At 72.3% G+C, this 19,984-nt stretch carries 10 protein-coding genes; all 10 read left to right on the forward strand.

The genetic code is table 11. The annotated features are described in order from the left end of the window. Positions 1-830: 830 nt before the first annotated feature. Complete coding sequence (locus tag ACFWHU_RS14985; protein ID WP_387225155.1) at positions 831-11,339, forward strand: amino acid adenylation domain-containing protein; 10,509 nt, start codon at positions 831-833, stop codon at positions 11,337-11,339. Between the two features lies 1 nt (position 11,340). Continuing rightward, a complete protein-coding gene (locus ACFWHU_RS14990; RefSeq protein ID WP_147874551.1) occupies positions 11,341-11,547 on the forward strand; it encodes an MbtH family protein in 207 nt (68 codons plus the stop codon). Positions 11,548-11,812: 265 nt separating this feature from the next. After that, positions 11,813-12,238 carry a cobalamin B12-binding domain-containing protein gene (locus ACFWHU_RS14995; RefSeq protein ID WP_387225156.1) on the forward strand — a complete coding sequence of 142 codons (426 nt, stop codon included), beginning with the start codon at positions 11,813-11,815 and terminating at the stop codon, positions 12,236-12,238. Next, positions 12,235-13,515: a methylaspartate mutase gene (locus ACFWHU_RS15000; protein ID WP_387225157.1), complete on the forward strand. Its 1,281-nt coding sequence runs from the start codon at positions 12,235-12,237 to the stop codon at positions 13,513-13,515. The genes ACFWHU_RS14995 and ACFWHU_RS15000 overlap by 4 nt, the downstream gene beginning before the upstream one ends. A 14-nt stretch (positions 13,516-13,529) precedes the next feature. Further along, complete coding sequence (locus ACFWHU_RS15005; RefSeq protein ID WP_387225158.1) at positions 13,530-14,546, forward strand: asparagine synthetase A; 1,017 nt, start codon at positions 13,530-13,532, stop codon at positions 14,544-14,546. Continuing rightward, the gene (locus ACFWHU_RS15010) at positions 14,543-15,889 is read left to right on the forward strand and encodes a glutamate synthase-related protein (RefSeq protein ID WP_387225159.1); all 1,347 of its coding nucleotides are present in this window, start codon (positions 14,543-14,545) and stop codon (positions 15,887-15,889) included. Before ACFWHU_RS15005 ends, ACFWHU_RS15010 begins: the two co-directional genes overlap by 4 nt. Continuing rightward, positions 15,886-16,815 carry a 3-oxoacyl-[acyl-carrier-protein] synthase III C-terminal domain-containing protein gene (locus ACFWHU_RS15015; RefSeq protein ID WP_387225160.1) on the forward strand — a complete coding sequence of 310 codons (930 nt, stop codon included), beginning with the start codon at positions 15,886-15,888 and terminating at the stop codon, positions 16,813-16,815. Before ACFWHU_RS15010 ends, ACFWHU_RS15015 begins: the two co-directional genes overlap by 4 nt. Positions 16,816-16,895: 80 nt before the next feature. Beyond that, positions 16,896-18,293 carry an ATP-grasp domain-containing protein gene (locus ACFWHU_RS15020; protein WP_385799916.1) on the forward strand — a complete coding sequence of 466 codons (1,398 nt, stop codon included), beginning with the start codon at positions 16,896-16,898 and terminating at the stop codon, positions 18,291-18,293. Beyond that, a complete protein-coding gene (locus ACFWHU_RS15025) occupies positions 18,286-19,593 on the forward strand; it encodes an alanine racemase (protein WP_385799918.1) in 1,308 nt (435 codons plus the stop codon). Before ACFWHU_RS15020 ends, ACFWHU_RS15025 begins: the two co-directional genes overlap by 8 nt. A gap of 122 nt (positions 19,594-19,715) precedes the next feature. Beyond that, positions 19,716-19,982 (forward strand): acyl carrier protein, encoded by a 267-nt coding sequence (locus tag ACFWHU_RS15030; RefSeq protein WP_078073563.1) that lies wholly within the window; start codon positions 19,716-19,718, stop codon positions 19,980-19,982. Positions 19,983-19,984 lie beyond the last annotated feature (2 nt).

Genomic DNA, 19,984 nt, shown 5'->3' on the forward strand with positions numbered 1-19,984 from the left:
CACGCGGCGCACGCACCGCCCGTGAGGACATACGACCTCCCACGACGGCGGGAGCGTAGACCGGCAAGCGACCGCTACTCGCACACGCCCCGGCCAGGCGGACAAGCCGCCGCGCCGTGAACGCGGGGTGGGCTGAGCGTTCACGTACGGCCCGCACCCACGCAAACCGCCCGTCGCGGCACACGCCGACGCCCACTCACGCGGCGCACGCACCGCCCGTGAGGACATACGACCTCCCACGACGGCGGGAGCGTAGACCGGCAAGCGACCGCTACTCGCACACGCCCCGGCCGGGCGGACAAGCCGCCGCGCCCTGAACGCGGGGTGGGCTGAGCGTTCACCTACAGTCGGCGGAAGCGTAGACACGTCGACGCCCGCACACGCAGCGCTCGCACCGTCCGTGAGGACTTGCGGCCTCCCGCGACGGCGGGAGCGTAGATCCGACGCGGTGCGCTCCCCACCGTCCGGCCGGGTGGACACGCCCACGCCCGCCGGCTCCCCTCACATGGTGCATTGCGCGCAGGCGCCGCCCACACGCACCGCCCCCGCGCGACAACCCGGCAATCGGCGCGGTGCCGTCAGCTCCGGTTCGTGCGGCGCGCTTCCGCGCCCGGTCGTGAGGGCCCGCGACCGCCGGCGTCGGTGCCGCGGCAGGGGCACGTTCCGCCCAATCTGCCTCAGGTACTGCCGATCGTCGGCCCCGCCCGTACCTAGCCTTCTGCCAGAAGGACGGCGGGCCCTGGACCGGGCGTTCCCGTCGGCCGTCGTCCCGGCTCCGCTCCCCCGGTGCCGGTCTCGTCCGACCAACGCCCCCGTAAGGAGGACGTCCGATGCGGTCAACCGACCTCGCGGTGCCCACCACCGAAGCCGAGCCGAACCGGGGTGTCCCGGAGCCGTCCGTGCTCCTGGACGGCGGCCCGCAGGCCGCTCCGGTGGTACCGGTGCTGGAGCTGATCGCCCGGCGGACGGCGGCCGATCCGCAACGGACGGCTCTGGTGCACGGTGATGTCCGGCTGAGTTACGGCGAGTTGGCCGAGGCCGTCGCGGCGCGAGCCGTGCTGCTCGAGGCGGCGGGCGCCGGTCCCGGGCGGCTGGTCGCGGTGTGCAGGCGGCGCGGTGTCGAGGCGATCGTGACCGTCCTGGCGGCGCTGCGCACCGGGGCGGCCTATCTGCCGCTGGACCCGGACGCGCCCCTGGCGCGCAACACGGCGATCCTGGCCGACGCGTGCGACGGGGAGCCGCCGCATCCGGACACGGTGCGTGCCGAGGGCGAGGCGGTGCTGCCGGGAGATACCGCGGGTGCGGGGACCGCGTACGTGATCTACACCTCCGGGTCGACCGGCACGCCCAACGGGGTGCTCGTCGGCCAGGAGGCGCTGGCGCACTTCGTGGCCGGCGCGACGGAGCGGTACGGCATCGGCGCGGACGACCGGGTCCTCCAGTTCGCCCCGCTGCACTTCGACGCCAGCGTCGAGGAGATCTTCGTGACGCTCTGCGCGGGCGGCACCCTGGTGCTGCGCACCGACGACATGCTTGACGTGCGCGGGATGCTGGCGGGCTGCGCGGGGCACGGCGTGACGGTTCTCGATCTGCCGACGGCCTACTGGCACGAGCTGGCGTACGCCGTGGCCGCCGGCGTGGCGGAGCTGCCGGCCGCCCTGCGTACGGTGATCATCGGCGGCGAGGCGGCGCTCCCGGAGCGGGTGGCGCGCTGGCGGCGCGCGGTGGGCTCGCGGGTGCGGCTGCTCAACACGTACGGGCCGACGGAGGCGACCGTCGTCGCCACCGTCGCCGACCTGACCGAGGGCCCGGCCGATGGTACGGCGGAGGCCGACGGAGTGCCGATCGGACTGCCGCTGCCGGGGGTCAGAGCCGCCCTGGTCGACGGTGAACTGTGGCTGCTGGGCGGCGGGTTGGCCCGTGGCTATCTGGACAGACCGGAACTGACGGCCCGTCGTTTCACCCTGCTCGGCGGTGAACCGGCCTACCGTACCGGCGACGTGGTGCGCCTCGGCTCCGACGGCCGGCTCGTGCACGTGTCCCGGGTGGACGACGAGGTCAAGATCAGCGGGCATCGGATCGACCCCGCGGCGGTGGAGTCGGTGCTGCTGGGTCACCCGGACGTCCGGGCGGCGGCCGTGGTGGCTCAGGAGTCGCCGGACGGTACGAAGCGGCTGGTGGCGTACGTCGTCGCGGACGGTCGTCCGACTCAGGCCGGGATTCGCGAGGCGCTCGCGGAGCGGCTGCCGCCGCCCGCGGTGCCGGGTGTGATCAGCCTGATCGAGTCGCTTCCGAGAACCAGTACCGGCAAGATCGACCGGGCGCTGCTGCGGGCGATGCGGCCGTCCCGGGAGCAGCCGGTCCGCCCGGAGGAGGCGGCGCTGCCGGAGCACGAGCACCCCCCGGCCGAGGACCGGGTTCCGCTGTCCTTCGCCCAGCGGCGGCTGTGGTTCCTCAACCGGCTCGAGGGCCCTTCGGCGACGTACAACGTGCCGCTGGTGCTGCGGCTGGCCGGTGTCCCGCGACGGGACGCGCTGGCAGCGGCCGTCGAAGACGTGATCGAGCGGCACGAGGTGCTGCGGACGGTGTTCCCCGCCGTGGACGGCGAGCCGTACCAGTGGGTGCGCGACCATGCCAACGGCGCCTTCGCGGTCGTCGAGTGCGCGCCGGGGACGGGCGACGCGGCGGTGGCGGCGTTCACCGGGGAGGCGTTCGACGTGCCGGCCGATGTCCCCGTGCGGGTACGGCTGTTCGTGACGGGCCCGGACGAGTCCGTGCTGGTGCTGCTGCTCCACCACGTGGCGACGGACGGCTGGTCGATGGGCCCGCTGCTGCGGGACCTGACCGCGGCGTACGCGGCGCGGTCGGCGGACGCGGCCCCGCAGTGGGAGCAACTGCCGGTGCAGTACGCCGACTACACGCTCTGGCAGCGGGACATGCTCGGCGACGCGGACGACTCGGCGAGTGTGATGGCCCGTCAGGTCACCTTCTGGCGGACGGCGCTCGCGGGTCTGCCGGGAGTGCTGGACCTGCCGGCCGACCGGCCGCGCCCGGCGGAGCCGTCGTACCGGGGCGAGACCGTGACCGTCCGGCTCGGCGCCGAGACGCATCTGCGGCTGCGGGAGCTGGCGGCCGAGCACGGGGCGAGCCTGTTCATGGTGCTGCGGGCGGCGCTGGCGGCGGCTCTGTCCGGGGCGGGCGCGGGTGAGGACATCGCGATCGGCACACCGGTGGCGGGGCGCCCGGACGAGGCGCTGCACGATCTGGTCGGGTTCTTCGTCAACACCCTTGTGCTGCGCACCGATGTGTCGGGCGACCCCGCCTTCACCGAGCTCCTGGACCGGGTACGGGAGACGGACCTCGCGGCGTACGCCCATGACGATCTGCCCTTCGACCTGCTGGTCGAGCACCTCAACCCGGTCCGCTCGCTGTCGCACCACCCCTTCTTCCAGACGATGCTCACCCTCCAGAACGACGCCGATCCCGGTATTCCTCTCGGCGATGTCCCGGGCACGATCGAGCCGGCCGGGCTGGAGACCGCGAAGTTCGATCTGAGTGTGTCCTGTGTCGAGACGCTGGACGGCGCGGGCGACGCCGCCGGGATCGAGGTGTGGTTCCAGTACGCCACCGACCTGTTCGACGCACCGACCGCGACCCTGCTGCTCGACTTCTTCATCCGTGCGCTCGACGCCGTCGCCGCCGATCCGGCCACCCGGGTCACCGACGCGGTCGCCCTCACCGATGCCGAACGCCACACCCTGGCCGAACGGCGCGAACGGGTGGCGGACGAACGGAGCCGGGACACCGGTTTCGCCGCCGCGTCGGGTGGTACCTCGCGCGCAGGGCGCTCGCCGCGCGAGGAGATCCTGTGCGGGCTCTTCGCCGAAGTGCTCGGTCTTCCGTCGGCGGGGACCGACGACAACTTCTTCGATCTCGGCGGGCATTCACTGCTCGGCGTGCGCCTGGTGAACCGCGTGCGGTCGGTGCTCGGTGCCGATCTCGGGATCCGCGATCTGTTCCTGGCTCCCACCGTGGCCGGTCTCGACCGGCGGCTGGACGAACTGGCGGGGGTCGGGGCGCGCCCCGCGCCGGTGCCGACCGAGCGGCCGGAGCGGATTCCGCTGTCCTTCGCCCAGCAGCGGCTGTGGTTCGTCAACGAGCTGGACGGGCCGAGCCGTTCGTACAACATCCCCGTCGTGCTCCGACTGGACGAACCCCTGGACGCCGGCGTGCTCGCGGCCGCGCTGGCCGATGTGGCCGAGCGCCACGAGGTGCTGCGGACGGTGTACGGCGCGGTGGACGGCGAGCCGTACCAGCGGATCCTGACCGGGGTCCGTCCGTCGCTGGAGGTGGTGCGCACCACCGATGAGCGGCTGGTGTCCTCGATCGGTGACGCGGTGGGGTACGTGTTCGACCTCGGCACGGAACTGCCGTTGCGAGCTTGGCTGTTGGAGACGTCGGACTCGGGCGCCCAGGTGCTGGTGGTGCTGGTGCACCACATCGCGGGCGACGGCTGGTCGATGGAGCCGCTGCTGGCGGACCTGTCGGCCGCGTACACCGCGCGGCTCGCCGAACAGGTCCCCGATTGGCGGCCGTTGCCGGTGCAGTACGCCGACTACGCGCTCTGGCAGCGCGACACGATGGGCGAAGCGGCGGACGCCGAGAGCCCGCTCGCCCGCCAACTGGGTTTCTGGTCGGCGGCGTTGGAGGGACTTCCGCCCGTTCTCGACCTGCCCGCCGACCGGCCCCGGCCGGCGGTCGCCACGCACGGGGGCGACTTGGTGCCGTTCGCGGTGGACGGTGCGACCCATCAGAGGCTCGCCAGGATCGCCGCGGCGCAGGGCTCGACGCTCTTCATGGTCCTCCAGACGGCGCTGGCAGTGGCGCTGTCCCGGTTGGGCGCGGGGACCGACATACCGGTCGGGACCGTCGTCGCGGGCCGCGAGGACGAGGCGCTGGACGATCTCGTGGGCTTCTTCGTGAACACCCTGGTGCTGCGCACGGATGTCTCCGGCAATCCCGCCTTCACCGACCTCCTCACCCGCGTTCGCGACACCGACCTCGCCGCCTACGCCCACCAGGACCTCCCCTTCGAGCAGTTGGTGGAACATCTCAACCCGGACCGTTCCACCGCCCACCACCCGCTGGTCCAGGTCATGTTGCTGCTCCAGAACGGCGCGGGGGCGACAGGCGCGGCGGAGACGGGCGCGGCGGAAACGGGCGCGGCGGAGACGCGCTCCCCGCTGGCCGGTACGGACGTCGCGTTCGACACGGGGCTGACGAAGTTCGACCTGACGCTGACGGTGACCGAGCGGCGCGACGACGACGGAACGCCCCGTGGCCTGGAGGGTTTCGTGGAGTACGCCACGGACCTGTTCGAGCCGCGGACGGCGGCGCTCCTCTCCAAGCGCCTGACCCATCTGCTGGGGGCGGTGGCGGCCGATCCGGGGCGTCCGGTCGGCGACATCGACCTGCTCACCGCGGACGAACACCGCCTGCTCGTCACGGAGTACAATGACACCGACGGCGTTCCACTCCCGCACGGAGCGGTGCACGAGCTGTTCGAGGCCCGGGTCCGGCGTACCCCCGGCGCCGTCGCACTCGTCCACGACGACGGCGAGATGACGTACACGGAGCTCGACCGCCGGGCCAATCTCCTCGCCCACCGCCTCATCGCCACCGGAACCGAACCGCAGGGCACCGTCGCCGTCCTCATGGACCACGGCCCGGACCTGATCGTCGCCCTGCTCGCGGTGCTGAAGACCGGCGCGGCCTATGTGCCCATCGACGGGCGCTCTCCCGCCGAGCGGGTGCGACTCGTCATGGCGGAGGTCGGGGCGCGGCTGCTGCTGGTCGGCGCGGCCACCACTAACAGCGAGGTCGCGGTCGCCGAGCGGGCAGCGGGCACGGCGGTCCTGCGGGCCGACGGCCCGGCCCCGGCCGGCACGCCCAACACCCGGCCCGCCGTACCGACCGGCCAACAGGCCCTGATGTACGTCATGTTCACCTCCGGCTCCACCGGTCGGCCCAAGGGCGTCGGGGTGACCCACCGCAATGTCGCCCGGCTGGCGGTGGACCGGTTCTGGGACCACGAGGTCCAGCGCCGGGTGCTGGTGCACTCGCCGTACGGTTTCGACGCCTCGACGTACGAGATCTGGGTGCCGCTGCTGGCCGGCGGCACGCTGGTGACGGCCGGCGGGGACGGCGCGGACGTGCGGTCCCTGAGCCGCGCGATCGAGCGGCACGGGGTCACCGCGACGTTCCTCACCGTCGGGCTGTTCCACCTGATGGCCGAGGAGGCACTGGACACGCTGGCGCTGCTGCGCGAGGTGGGTACCGGTGGCGACGTGGTGTCGGCGGCGGCGGTGCGCACGGTGCTCGAACACTGCCCGGACACGGCCGTGACCCATGTGTACGGCCCGACGGAGACGACGTTCGCCTCGCATCTGCACCGGTACGACCGCTCCGGCGGCCTGCCGGAAACCCTGTCCCTGGGCCGCCCGCTGGACGACACCCGGGCCCATGTCCTCGACGGCCGGCTGCACCCGGTGCCGCTGGGTACCAGCGGCGAGCTGTACATCGCCGGTGACCATGTGGCGCGCGGGTACGTCGGCCGGCCGGATCTGACGGCGGACCGGTTCGTGCCCGACCCGTTCGCGACGGACGGCGGGCGGATGTACCGCACCGGGGACCTGGTGGCGTGGACGCCCGACGGTGAACTGCGGTTCGTCGGCCGGGCCGACAACCAGGTCAAGATCCGCGGCTTCCGCATCGAACCCGGTGAGGTCGAGGCGGTCATCGCCCGGGACCCGTCCGTGGGGCGGGTCGCCGTGGTGGTGCGCGACGACGCGCCGGGCGGGAAGCGCCTGGTCGCCTATGTGGTGCCCCGGCCGGGCGGAGCCGTGGACGAGGCGGGGCTGCGCGCGGCGACGGCGCGGAGCCTGCCCGGTTATCTGGTGCCCTCGGCCGTCGTGACGCTCGAAGCCCTGCCGATGACGGTCAACGGGAAACTCGACCGGCGGGCGCTGCCCGCGCCGGAGCCTCGGCACAGCGCGCCGGGACGCGCGCCGCGCACGCTGCGGGAGGAGATCCTGTGCGGACTCTTCGCCGAAGTGCTCGGTCTCGGCCGGGTCGGGGCGGACGAGAGCTTCTTCGACCTCGGCGGGCACTCCCTGCTGGCGACCCGGCTCATCAACCGGGTGCGGGCGGCTCTGGGTGTGGAGGTGGCGATCCGGGATCTGTTCCAGGCGCCGACGGTGGCCGGACTGGCGGAGCGCATCGGCGGAACCGCCGGGGCGCCGGTCCGGGCCCCGCTGGTGCCGCAGGCTCGGCCGGAGCGGATCCCGCTGTCGTTCGCGCAGCGCCGGCTCTGGTTCATCAACGAACTCGACGGGCCGAGCCAGGCGTACAACATCCCCGTCGTCCTGCGGTTCGACGAACCGCTGGACACGACCGCGCTCGCCGCGGCGCTGGCGGACGTCGGGGCACGGCACGAGGTGCTGCGGACGGTCTACGGCGCGGTGGACGGTGAGCCGTACCAGCGGATCCTGCCCGACGCCCGCCCGGCCTTGCGCGTGCTGCGCGTGCCCCGCGCGGAGTTGGCGGCCACCGTCGACGCCGCCGCCGGGCACGTGTTCGACCTGAGTGCCGAACTGCCCCTGCGGGCGGCCTTGGTGGAGTCCCCCGGGGACGACGAGAACGACGCCGAGCGGTTCCTCGTGATCGTCCTGCACCACATCGCGGGAGACGGCTGGTCGATGGGCCCGCTGATGGCGGACCTCTGGACCGCGTACGGCGCGCGGCTCGCCCAACACGCCCCACAGTGGCGGCCGTTGCCGGTGCAGTACGCCGACTACGCGCTCTGGCAGGCCGACATGATGGGCGAAGCGCCGGACACCGACGGCCCTGAGGGTCCCCGGGAGCGACTTCTGGCGTACTGGAGCGACGCGTTGGACGGCGCCCCGCCGGTCCTGGAGCTGCCGGCCGACCGGTCCCGGCCTGCCGTCGCCACGCACCGGGGCGGCTCGGTGCCCGTGACGCTGGACGGCCCGGAGCACGACGCTCTGGCCCGGCTCGCCGCCGAGAACGGGACGACGCTGTTCATGGTCCTCCAGGCGGCGCTGGCGCTGACACTGTCCCGGCTGGGCTCGGGGACCGACATTCCGGTCGGCACCGTCGTCGCCGGCCGGGGCGACGAAGCCCTGGACGACCTCGTCGGGTTCTTCGTCAACACCCTCGTCCTGCGCACCGACGTCTCCGGCAACCCCACCTTCTCCGACCTCCTCACCCGCGTACGCGACACCGACCTCGCCGCCTACGCCCACCAGGAGCTCCCCTTCGAGCAGCTCGTGGAACACCTCAACCCGGCCCGCTCCACCGCCCACCACCCGCTCATCCAGATCATGCTGCTGCTCCAGAACACCGCGCGGCCGGCCGGTGGCGGTCCCGTGCCGGGCGCCACGGAGGTGGCGTTCGACACCGGACTCGCGAAGTTCGACCTGACGCTCTCCCTGACCGAGCGGCACGACGCGGACGGCGCCCCGCGAGGGCTGTACGGATATCTCGAGTACGCCACGGATCTGTTCGACGCGCGGACGGCGGCGCTCCTCTCCACGCGCCTCACCCATCTGCTGCGGGCGGTGACTGCCGACCCCGGGCGCCCGGTCGACGACATCGACCTGCTCACCGCCGAGGACCACCGGCTGCTCCTGACCGAGTACAACGACACCGCCACCCTCGGCCCGCTCGCGCAGGGCACGGTCCACGAACTGTTCGAGGACCGGGCAAGGCGCACCCCCGACCGGATCGCAGTCAGCCACGACGACGGCGACATGACGTACGCCGAACTCGACCGCCGGGCCAATCTCCTGGCCCACCGCCTCATCGCCGCCGGGACCGCACCGCAGGGCACCGTCGCCGTCCTCATGGACCACGGTCCGGACCTGATCGTCGCCACCCTGGCCGTGCTGAAGGCGGGTGCCGCGTACGTACCGGTGGGCAGCGCCCTGTCGGCCGCGCGGGTCCGCATGATCATGGAGGAGTCGGGCGCGACGGTCCTGCTGACCGACGCGGACCGGGCGGACGCCGGGATCGCGGCCGGGGAACGCGCCGCGGGGACGGCGGTCCTGCGGGCCGACATCCCGGCCCCGGTCGGCACGCCCGACACCGCACCCGGCGTACCGACCGGCCAACAGGCCCTGATGTACGTCATGTTCACCTCCGGCTCCACCGGCCGCCCCAAGGCCGTGGGCGTCACCCACCGCAATGTCGTCCGGCTCGCGGCCGACCGGTGCTGGGACCGGGAGACCCACCGCAGGATGCTCGTCCACTCGGCCTTCGGTTTCGACGCGTCGACGTACGAGATCTGGGTCCCGCTGCTGGCCGGGACACGGCTCGTCATCGGGACCGGCGACGGCACCGATCTCCCCGCGCTGAGGAGCACCGTCGAACGGCACGGCGTCACCGCCGCGTACTTCACGGTCGGTCTGTTCCATCTGCTGGCCGACGAGGCCCTGGACACCCTCGGACTGCTGCGCGAGGTGTGGACGGGCGGCGACGTCCTGTCGCCGGACGCCGTGCGGCGTGTCCTCGCCCACTGCCCGGACACCGTGCTGGTCCACTCCTACGGGCCGACCGAGGCCACCTTCGGGACCCACCACCAGCGCTTCGGACTCGACGAGCGGGAGCTGGATCTGGTCCATCTGGGCCGGCCGATGGACAACACCCGCGCCTACGTGCTGGATCAGCGGCTGCGTCCGGTGCCGCGCGGCGGCACGGGTGAGCTGTACCTCGGCGGCTCCCATCTCGCGCGCGGCTATCTGGGGCGGCCCACTCTGACGGCGGAGCGGTTCGTCGCCGACCCGTTCGGCGCGGCCGGTGAACGCCTGTACCGCACGGGCGACCTGGTGAGCTGGACGACCGGCGGGCAGCTGCGCTTCGTCGGCCGGGCCGACAACCAGGTCAAGATCCGCGGCTTCCGCATCGAACCCGGCGAGGCCGAGGCCGCGGTGGCCCGGCACCCGTCCGTCGGCCGCGCCGCCGTCGTGGTCCGCGAGGACCGCCCCGGCGACAGACGGCTCGTCGCCTACGTGGTCCCCCGCTCCTCGCCGGTGGACGAGGGGGCACTGCGGTCCTGGCTGGCCGAGACCCTGCCCGAGTACCTGGTCCCCTCGGCCGTCGTGGTCCTCGACTCGCTGCCGCTCACCCCGAACGGGAAGCTCGACCGGGCCGCACTCCCCGCCCCGGTCCGCGACGGCGCCCGGTCCGGGCGCGGGCCGCGCAACCCCCGCGAGGAGGTGCTGTGCGGGCTGTTCGCGGAGCTCCTGGGTGTGACGGGCGTCGGGATCGACGACAACTTCTTCGATCTGGGCGGGCATTCGCTGCTGGCGGTACGGCTGATGAGCCGTGTCCGGTCGGTGCTGGGCGTGGAGCGTTCCGTACGGGACCTGTTCCGCTCCCCCACCGTGGCGGGTCTGCTCGGCGACGAGGCCGAGAGTGACGCCCTGGGGGTGCTGCTGCCCCTGCGCGCGGAGGGCGGCGGGCGACCGCTGTTCTGCGTCCATCCGGGAGCGGGCATGGGCTGGGCGTACGCCGGGCTCACCAGGCATCTGGGCGACTCCCAGCCGGTGTACGCCCTCCAGACGAGGGCGCTGACCCGGCCGGACTACCGGGCGTCGAGCGTCGAGGAGCTGGCCGAGGACTATCTGGAGCAGATCCGGCGGGTGCAGCCGTGGGGGCCGTACCGGCTGCTCGGCTGGTCCTTCGGCGGTGTCGTCGCCCATGCCGTCGCTACCCGGCTCCAGGCGGCCGGCGAGGAGGTGGAGCTGCTCGCGCTGATGGACGCCTACCCGGTGCCGCCCGAGGAGGCGGCGGATCCGATGACGGACCGGGAGACCGTGGAGATGCTGGTGGGGCCGGCCGCCGAGGAGGCCGGGCGCCCGGACCCGCTGCCGGACGCCTTCTTCGCGCGGTTCGAAACGGCCGCCGTCGTGGAGGTGTTGCGGCGCCGGGACCCGGTGCTCGCGGGCTTCGCCGAGACGGAGGTCGCGGCGCTGGTCGGCGCCGCCGTCAATCACGCCACCCTCATGCGCGCCTATCGGCCCGGCGTTTTCACCGGTGATCCGCTGCTTTTCACCGCGGCCGAAGGACGGGGTCCCGATTCACCGTCCGCCGCTCTGTGGGACCCCTACACCGACGGAGAGACGCAGCGGCACGAAATCAATTCCACCCATCTCCGTATGACCGAACCAGAACCGCTCGCACACATCGGCCGAATTCTTCGGCAACGACTGTCGGATCCGCAGGTCATTGACCTCGGCCTCAACGAGACAAGGAACTGAGATGACCAATCCTTTCGACGACGACAACGCCACCTTCCTCGTCCTGGTGAATGACGAGGGCCAGCACTCCCTGTGGCCGGTGTTCGCCGATGTGCCTGCCGGCTGGGACATCGCACAAGGTGAGAGCAGCCGCCAGGAGTCCCTGGAGTACATCGAGAAGAACTGGACGGACATCCGCCCGAAAAGCCTGGTGGCGCAGTACACCTGAGATCCGGATGAATTCGGCGGCCCGCCGTGCCTCTGCGCACGGCGGGCCGCCATTTCGTTTTCCCGGCCCGGCGCCGGCCGCCCCGTATTTCACCGACTGCCCGCCTTACTGCCGCATCAACTTCCGTCCGCACCCCCTTCGGACTTCTATATTTCTGGTGCGGTACAAGGAATGGCGCCGGTTCAAGAAAGTGTCCGCCGGAGCAGAGACCCATATATCTTTTCGGAGAGCTGCCATGGTGTCGCAGTGCGAGCTCACGGTCCTGGTGACCAGTACCCGATCCGATTCGCACAACTGGAATCTGGTCTTCCTTCAGCTCCTCATCGAGGAGCTGGGGCATCGGGTGATCGGGCTCGGCCCCTGCGTGCCGGACGACCTGCTGATCGAGGAGTGCCGGGCGTCCCGCCCGGACCTGGTCGTCATGAGCAGTGTCAACGGCCACGGGTACCGCGACGGACTCGGTGCCATCACCCGGCTGCGCCGGGAGCCCTCGCTCGCCGCGCTGCCGGTCGTCATCGGCGGCAAGCTGGGCGTGACCGGGGCCCCCGACACGGACGCCGCGCTGCGACTGCTCGACGCGGGCTTCACCGCCGTCTTCGACGACGGGAACGTGGCCGCCTTCCGGGAGTTCCTGGCACTGCTGCCGGGCCCCGAGCCGGCCACCGCGCGCCGGAACCGGGTGACGGCATGACGGCGGCCGCGGCCCCGACCGCCGTTCGCACACCCGAGCTCCGCTCGCCCTTCGGCCGGTTCGTGGCCGAATCGGCCGCGGCGGGCCGGCTCGTGGTCCAGCCCCGGATGGGCTTCAGCGACCTCCCCCGGATGCGTCTGGGCCTGGAGCGGACCAAGTCCGCGGCGGCCACCACCGTCGGCACCCTGACCATCGACAGCTACACCCGCCTGGGCGACCACGCGGCCGCCCGCCGGGCGCTGGACGAGGGGGCCGGCCTCAACGGCTACCCGATCGTCAGCCACTCCCGGGACACCACCCGCGCACTGCTGGACGGGGTACGGGACGCGTCCTTCCCCGTCCAGGTGCGCCACGGCTCGTCACGACCGCACCACATCATCCGTGCCCTGGCCGGCGCGGGAATCGACGCCACCGAGGGCGGCCCGGTCTCGTACTGCCTGCCCTACGGCCGTACCCCGCTGCGGGACTCGGTCCGCAACTGGGCGCGGGCCTGCGAGCTGCTGGCCGCCACCGTGCCCGCCCCGCATCTGGAGAGCTTCGGCGGCTGCATGCTCGGCCAGCTCTGCCCGCCGAGTCTGCTGGTCGCGATCAGTCTGCTCGAAGCGGTGTTCTTCACCCGGCACGGGATCGGCAGCGTCTCCATGAGCTACGCCCAGCAGGCGCATCCGGCGCAGGACGAGGAGGCGGTCCAGGCGCTGCGTCGGCTGGCCGCGGAGTTCCTGCCCACCGGGACCGACTGGCACATCGTCCTCTACACGTACATGGGCGTCTTCCCGGTCACGGCGTACGGGGCGGGGCGGCTGCTGGAGGAGTCCGCGCGGCTCGCGGTCCGCTCCGGGGCGCGGCGCCTGATCGTCAAGACCGCGGCCGAGGCGCACCGGATCCCGACCGTCGAGGAGAACGTCCGGTCGCTGGAGGCTGCGGCGCTCGCGGCGGCCGACGCCGCCGTGCCGCCCGCCGGAACTCCTCCGCCGGAGAGCGGGATCCACGCGGAGGCACGGGCCTTCGTCACGGCGGTGCTGGAACTCGGCGACGACCTCGGGCGCTCGCTGACCACCGCTTTCGAGCGCGGCCACCTGGACATCCCGTTCTGTCTGCACCCGGACAACGCCGGCCGGTCACGGAGCTTCGTGGACGCGGAGGGGCGGCTGCGCTGGTCGTCGGTGGGCTCGATGCCGATCCGGCCGGATCCCGGCCCCGGAGCGCGGGCCGCCATGACCTCGGACCAGCTGATGTCCGCCCTGCACGGTGTCGCAAGGAGGTTCGACCACCCATGAGATCAGGAGAGCTGATGCCCCCCACGGAAGATGTCGGTACCACGATCGCGAACGCACGGCCGCCCGCCCCCCTGGGCGAGCACCTGCGCTCGCCGTCGCTCGGGGCCGCGATGCTCGTCCAGCAGGAAGCGCTGTACGCGGCACGGGAGTTCCTGCGCTCGCGCGGCTTCGTCGAGCTGCTTCCGCCGCTCGTCGGACCGGTCACCGACCCCGGTGGGCGCGGTGCCAAGGCGCTGGACGTCGACTACTACGGCGAGCCGTACAAGCTCATGACGAGCGCGATCCTCTACAAGCAGGCGTCGCTGCGCGGCTTTCCGAAGTTGTTCTACATCGCGCCGAACCTCCGTGTGGAGCCCCCGGAGACCCGGCACACCGGACGGCACCTCGTCGAATTCCACCAGATCGACGTCGAGATGGCCGGGGCGTCGCGCGCCGACGTCATGGAGATCGCCGCGGAGCTGCTCCGGCATGTCACCGCACGGGTGTGGGAGACGATTCCGGAGGTCCTCTCCGGCCTGGGCCGCGACCCGCTGGCCTTCGCCGAACTCCTCACGGGCAAGTTCGACGCCTGCACCCACGCGGAGGCGGTCGGACGGCTGCGCGGCCACGGGCACGCGCAGAGCGCCGACGCCGAGATCGACTGGACCGGTGAGGAGGCGCTGTCGCACGATGCCGACCGGCCGTTCTTCATCACCGACTACCCCAAGGGTTCGCGCGGTTTCTACGACCGCGAGGACCCGGACCGCCCCGGTGTGCTGCGCAACTTCGACCTGATCGCGCACGGCGGCTTCGGCGAACTGGTGAGCGGCAGCGAGCGCGAGTCCGACTACGCAACCGTCATCACCCGGATGCGGGAGAGCGGCGAGAACCCCGCCAAGTACGACTGGTACCTGGCGATGGCGCGCGAGGGCATCCCCGCGAGCGCCGGCTTCGGCATGGGGGTGCAGCGGCTGGTCCGCTTCCTCACCGGACTCGACGCGCTCTGGCAGGTCAGCGCCTACCCGAAGCTGCCGGGGGTGATCGCGCCGTGACGACACCGCACACTCCTCTGACCGCGGGCGGTCTCCCGGTGGCGGCGGTACGGGCCCGCGCGCGAAGCGGCACCCGTGAGGTGTTCCCGCCGGTGGCGGCGTACGGAGCCGAGCTGTTCGGCGCGGGGGCGGACGCCGGGCAGGGATACGCCGACGAGCTCGACCGGGCGCGGATCGTGCCGCCGGTCTTCGTGCCCCGGCGGCTGGAGAAGCTGATCGAGCTGGGCCGCGAACCGCTGGACGACGACGTCAGCCTGCGTACCGTCATCGGCGGATTCGACTCGCCGCTGCCGGTCTACCTCTCCGCCTTCGGCTCCACCCGCGCCGGCAGCGGTGATCTCGGGATCGCCGCGAGCCGCCAGGCCGGGCGGCTCGGTATCCCCATGGTGATCGGGGAGAACATGGTCCCGGTGCACGGCTACCGCACCGGAGCCGGCCGGGCGGCGCCCTCCGCGATCACGGCGCGCATCCGCGCGTATCTCGACGAGTGCCCCGAGGGCACGGGCGGCGTGGTGGTGCAGCAGAGCACCGAGGACGCCGACTCGGAGGTCTGGAACCTCCTTTACAGCGACCCGGCGACCGAGCCGCTGCTGGAGTCGGGGCGGCTCGCGTTCGAGCTGAAGATCGGTCAGGGCGCCAAGCCGGGCCTCGGCGGCATGACCGTGGTGGACGAGGCGGACGCCGACCGGCTCGGCAAACGCTTCGCGGTGCGGGACGTCCTCGGCCCCGGCAGCCGACTGCGGCTCGCGAGCCCCGGGACGTACACCGAGGAGATCGTGCGCCAGCAGCTGCGCTTCATGCGCAACAACTTCCCCCGGGCCAGGGTGTGGGCGAAGTTCCATCCCGGCCGGGACATCGCGAACGCGGCGTCGACCGCCTGGCGGGCCGGCGCGGACGCGGTGACCGTCGACGGCGCCGAGGGCGGCACCGGCTGGGCGCCGCGCGTGTTCCTCGACCATGTCGGGCTGCCGCTTGCCGAGTGCCTGCGGCGCATCGGTCGCCCCGACGGCTGCCTGCTGGTGACCGGCCGGATGTGGGAGGGCGGCCGGGTGGTACGGAGTCTGGCGCTGGGCGCCACGGCGACGGGGCTGGGCCGCGCGGCACTCGTCGCGGTCGACGAGGACCCGGAGGACGGGCTCGTACGGCTGGTGGAGGCCCTGGCCCTGGAGAGCAGGCTGCTGATCAGCGCGCTGGGCAAGTACACGACCGACGCGCTCGGCCCGGACGACCTGTGGTGGCCGGACCGGTCCCCCTCGTACGGCTCCGGGACGGCCGGGCCGCCCCTCGCGGACACCGCCACCACGGCGGCCGCCACCGCGGACCGGATCGGAGGACGGGCATGACCGCCCTGCTGGACGTCGCGAGCCATCTGCCCGAGCAGAACGTCCCGATCGCCGACATCGGCGCGGACGTCGGCGCCGACGCGAGCCTCATGTGGACCTTCCGCAGGTTCTACGGTCTGCGGACGGTGCTGCGTGCCCCCGGCCGGGATCTGCGCGCCACGCTGACGGCGGCCGTGGAAGCACTGACCGGGCTGCGGGGCAACGAGCACCGGGTCCGCTACGTGATCCATCCGCGTACCGTCTCCACGGTCGCCCCGGCCGGCGAGAACACCGTCGAGGGGCTGTGCGCCGAACTGGGTCTGACGCGGGCGACCGCCTTCACGCTCACTCAGCACGGCTGTGCGACGGGGCTGTTCGCGGTGGACCTGGCCGGACGGCTGCTCGCCGCCGACGGCGACCCGGACGCCCTGGCGCTGGTACTCGCCGGGGAGAAGGCGTTCAGCCGCACCCTCCAGATCATCCCGGAGAGCACCGTCATGGGTGAGGGGACGGCTGCCTGTCTGGTCTCCGCGGACGGGGAGAGCGACCGGCTGCTCGGCTTCGCGACCCGCACCCACGGCCGGTACAGCGAGGAGTTCCCCCCGTACCCGCTGGACCCCCGGTTCCTCAAGGAGCACAACGCCACCCTGGCCGCCGTGATGCGCGAAGCCGCCGAGGACGCCGGCGTCGGGCTCGACGACCTGGCGCTGGTCCTGCCGCACAACGTCAACCGGCTCTCCTGGCAGTGGACCTGCAAGATCCTCGGCATCCCGCTCGACCGGGTCTTCCTGGACAACATTCCGGTGACCGGCCACTGCTTCACGGCCGACCCGTTCATCAACTACGTGCGGGTCCGCGAGACGGGCCTGCTCCGGCCGGGAGACCTCTATCTCATGGCCGCCGTCGGTCTCGGCGCGACCTTCTCGGCCGCCGTACTGCGCCACTGATCCCGGAGCCGGCCGTGCCCGCGAGCCCTCGCCCGTCCGCTCCACCCGACCCGTCCGACACCGTGAGAAGGAAGAAGCCCATGCCACCGTCCCCCCGCCAGAACTTCCTCGACGGTGTGAAACACGCCTGCACCGGCGATCCGCGCACCCCGTTCGTCCTGCTCGGCAATTTCGAGGTGGAGGACGAGTGGGCCGTGGACGAGGTCGGACTCCCGTCGGTCGGGGGCAGCGCCTCCGCGGCGATCGTCAACCGCATGGACGAGTTCGCGCTGCTGCTCGCCGGCCGCGACGACTGCGTCGTACTGAAGTCGGCGCCGGACCCCGGCTACCTCTCCTACCTGGAGGAACTGGGCCTGGAGCTGCCGGAGATCCTGGTCACCGACGCGCAGGACCCCGCCCACAGCGTCAGTGTGGACGCGCTGCGCTCCCCGGTGCTGACCGGGGCGCTCGCCCGGCTGGCCGAACGCGGCGCGCATCTGCTGCCGCACGGCATGTCCGTACTGGAGGAGCGGCTCTGCGAACTGACCGGTCTGGCACCGGCGTTGCCGCCCGCCGCACTGGTCAAGTCCGTCAACAGCAAGATCTACAGCCGCCGGGTCGCCGACGAGCTGGGGCTCCCCCAGGCCAGGGGCTGGGAGTGCGAGTCGGTCGACGAGTTCACCGCGGCGGCGGACGCGGCACGCGAATCACTGGCCGCCGGTCGCCGGGTGGGGGTGAAGGACGCCTTCGGGGTCTCCGGCAAGGGAATCATGGTGGTGGAGGACGAGCGCAGGCTCGACCAGCTCGTCCGGATGGTCACCCGGGTCTCCCGGCGTACCGGCGACCCGCGCCTCGCGGTGGTGATCGAGGAGTGGGCGGACAAGGCCGTCGACCTCAACTACCACTTCACGGTGTATCGGGACGGCTCGGTCCGATTCGATTTCGTGAAGGAGGCCATCACCGAGAACGGGGTGCACAAGGGGCACCGCATCCCCGCCCGGATCTCCGCCGCGCACCGGGCCGAGATCGAGCGGTGCGCGGACCTGCTCGGCGCCCGGCTCGCCGCCGACGGGTTCCACGGTGTCGTGGGGGTGGACGCGATCGTCACGGGCGACGGCGGTCTGCTGCCGGTGCTGGAGATCAACGCCCGCAACAACATGTCGACCTATCAGACCGCCCTTCAGGAGCGGTTCATGGGCCCCGGGACCGTCGCCCTCGCGCGCCAGTACCCGGTGTCGCTGACCGGTGCGATGCCGTTCGGCGAACTCCGGGAGCGGCTCGGCGACCTGCTCTTCACCACCGCGTCCGGCCGCGGTCTGCTCGTCAACAACTTCGCGACGGTCAACGCCGCCGCTCCGGCCGGGTCCGGCGCGGCCGCGCCGGACTCCTACGGCGGCCGGCTGTACGGACTGCTGATAGCCCACTCCGAGGCCGAACTGGCCGAACTCGACGACGCCGTCGCGCTGCGCGTGCGGAAGGAGAGCCTGACCCATGTCTGATCTGACTGAATCCGGTGCGACCATCTCAGGGACGCGCGGTACCCACACCGTCCAGGGCCTGCCCGTCACCGAGCTGGCCGAGCGGTTCGGGACTCCGCTGTATGTGTACGACGGCGATGTGATCGCCCGTCAGTACAACGGTCTGCGCGATCTCCTGCACCCGTCGGTGGAGATGTTCTACTCGCTCAAGGCCAACCCCAACGTCAGTGTGTGCGCGCTGCTGCGATCGCTGGGCGCGAGCGCCGAGGTCTCCTCGCTGACCGAACTGGTCACCGCGCAGCGGGCCGGTGTGCCGGCCGAGCGGATCATGTTCCTCGGCCCCGGCAAGAGCCGTGACGAGATCACCGCCTGCCTGAAGCAGGACATCACCGTCATCTGTGAGTCCTTCGGCGAACTGGCGATGATCGACGAGGTGGCGGCGGGCCTCGGCGGTGTCGCCCGCGTGGTGCTGCGGGTCAACCCGAGCTTCGCGGTCAAGGGCGGCGGACTGACGATGGGCGGCAAGCCGCGCCAGTTCGGCATCGACGAGGAGGCGCTGACCGCGGCGCCCGATCTGGCGGCCCGGCATCCCTCCGTCCAACTCATCGGCTTCCAGGCGTACATGGGGACGCGCTTCCTGGACGAGGACGTCATCGCCGAGAACTCGGCCCGGATCCTGGAGCTCGCCGAGCATCTCTCCGCGACGCTGGGTGTGCCGCTGGAGGTGGTCGACGTCGGCGGCGGCCTGGGCGTCGCGTACTTCCCCAAGGAGCGCGACCTCGATGTGCCGGTGCTGGCGCAGCGGCTCAACCCGGTGTTCGAGTCCTTCGCCGCGCGGCACCCCGAGACCCGTCTCGTCATGGAGCTGGGGCGCTTCCTCGTCGGCCACAGCGGGCTGTACGCGGTCGAGGTGCGGTACGTGAAGGAGTCGATGGGCGAACGGTTCGCCGTGGCCGACGGTGGAACGAACCACCACATGGCGGCCGTCGGGATCGGCTCGTTCGTCAAGCGCAACTTCCCGATGCGACTGCTGAACCGGGCGGGGGCCGCCGAGGACACGGCGTGGAACGTCACCGGGCCGCTCTGCACCCCCAACGACACCATCGGCAAGGCCGTCCAGCTCCCCGCCGATCTGCGCCCCGGCGACCTCGTGGGCGTGGAGCGCTCGGGGGCGTACGGGCCGACCGCGTCGCCGGTGCACTTCCTCAGCCACGGCTACCCGGCCGAGGTGCTGGTCCACAACGGTGAGGCCCGGCTGATCCACACCCGCGACGACGCCGAGAGCATGCTCGCGCCGCAGATCCTGCACGACTTCGGCTGAGGCGTGGCCGGGCGCGCCCCGGCGCCGCTCCTCCCACGGATCTCGTACGGCCCGTGGGACCCGCACGACCTCATGTCTGTCCCCACACCCATCCACATCTCATACAGAAGGCAGGAACCATCATGACCACCGTCGCCCAGGACACCGACCGCCGGCAGATCATCGACGCCATCGTCGTCGCCCTCTCCGAGGTGCTGCGCAAGGAGTTGACCGACGTCACCGAGGAGACCCGCCTCTTCGACGACCTGAGCCTCGACTCCACCAGCGTGCTGGGTCTGCTGATGGCCCTGGAGGACGCCCTCGACATCGAGGTCGACCCCGAGAGCCTGGAGCAGAGCCACCTGGAGAGCGTCGGCGCCCTGGCCGGCTACATCGCCGAGAGCCGGTGACC

Source organism: Streptomyces sp. NPDC060366 (assembly GCF_042725135.1).
Lineage (GTDB): Bacteria > Actinomycetota > Actinomycetes > Streptomycetales > Streptomycetaceae > Streptomyces.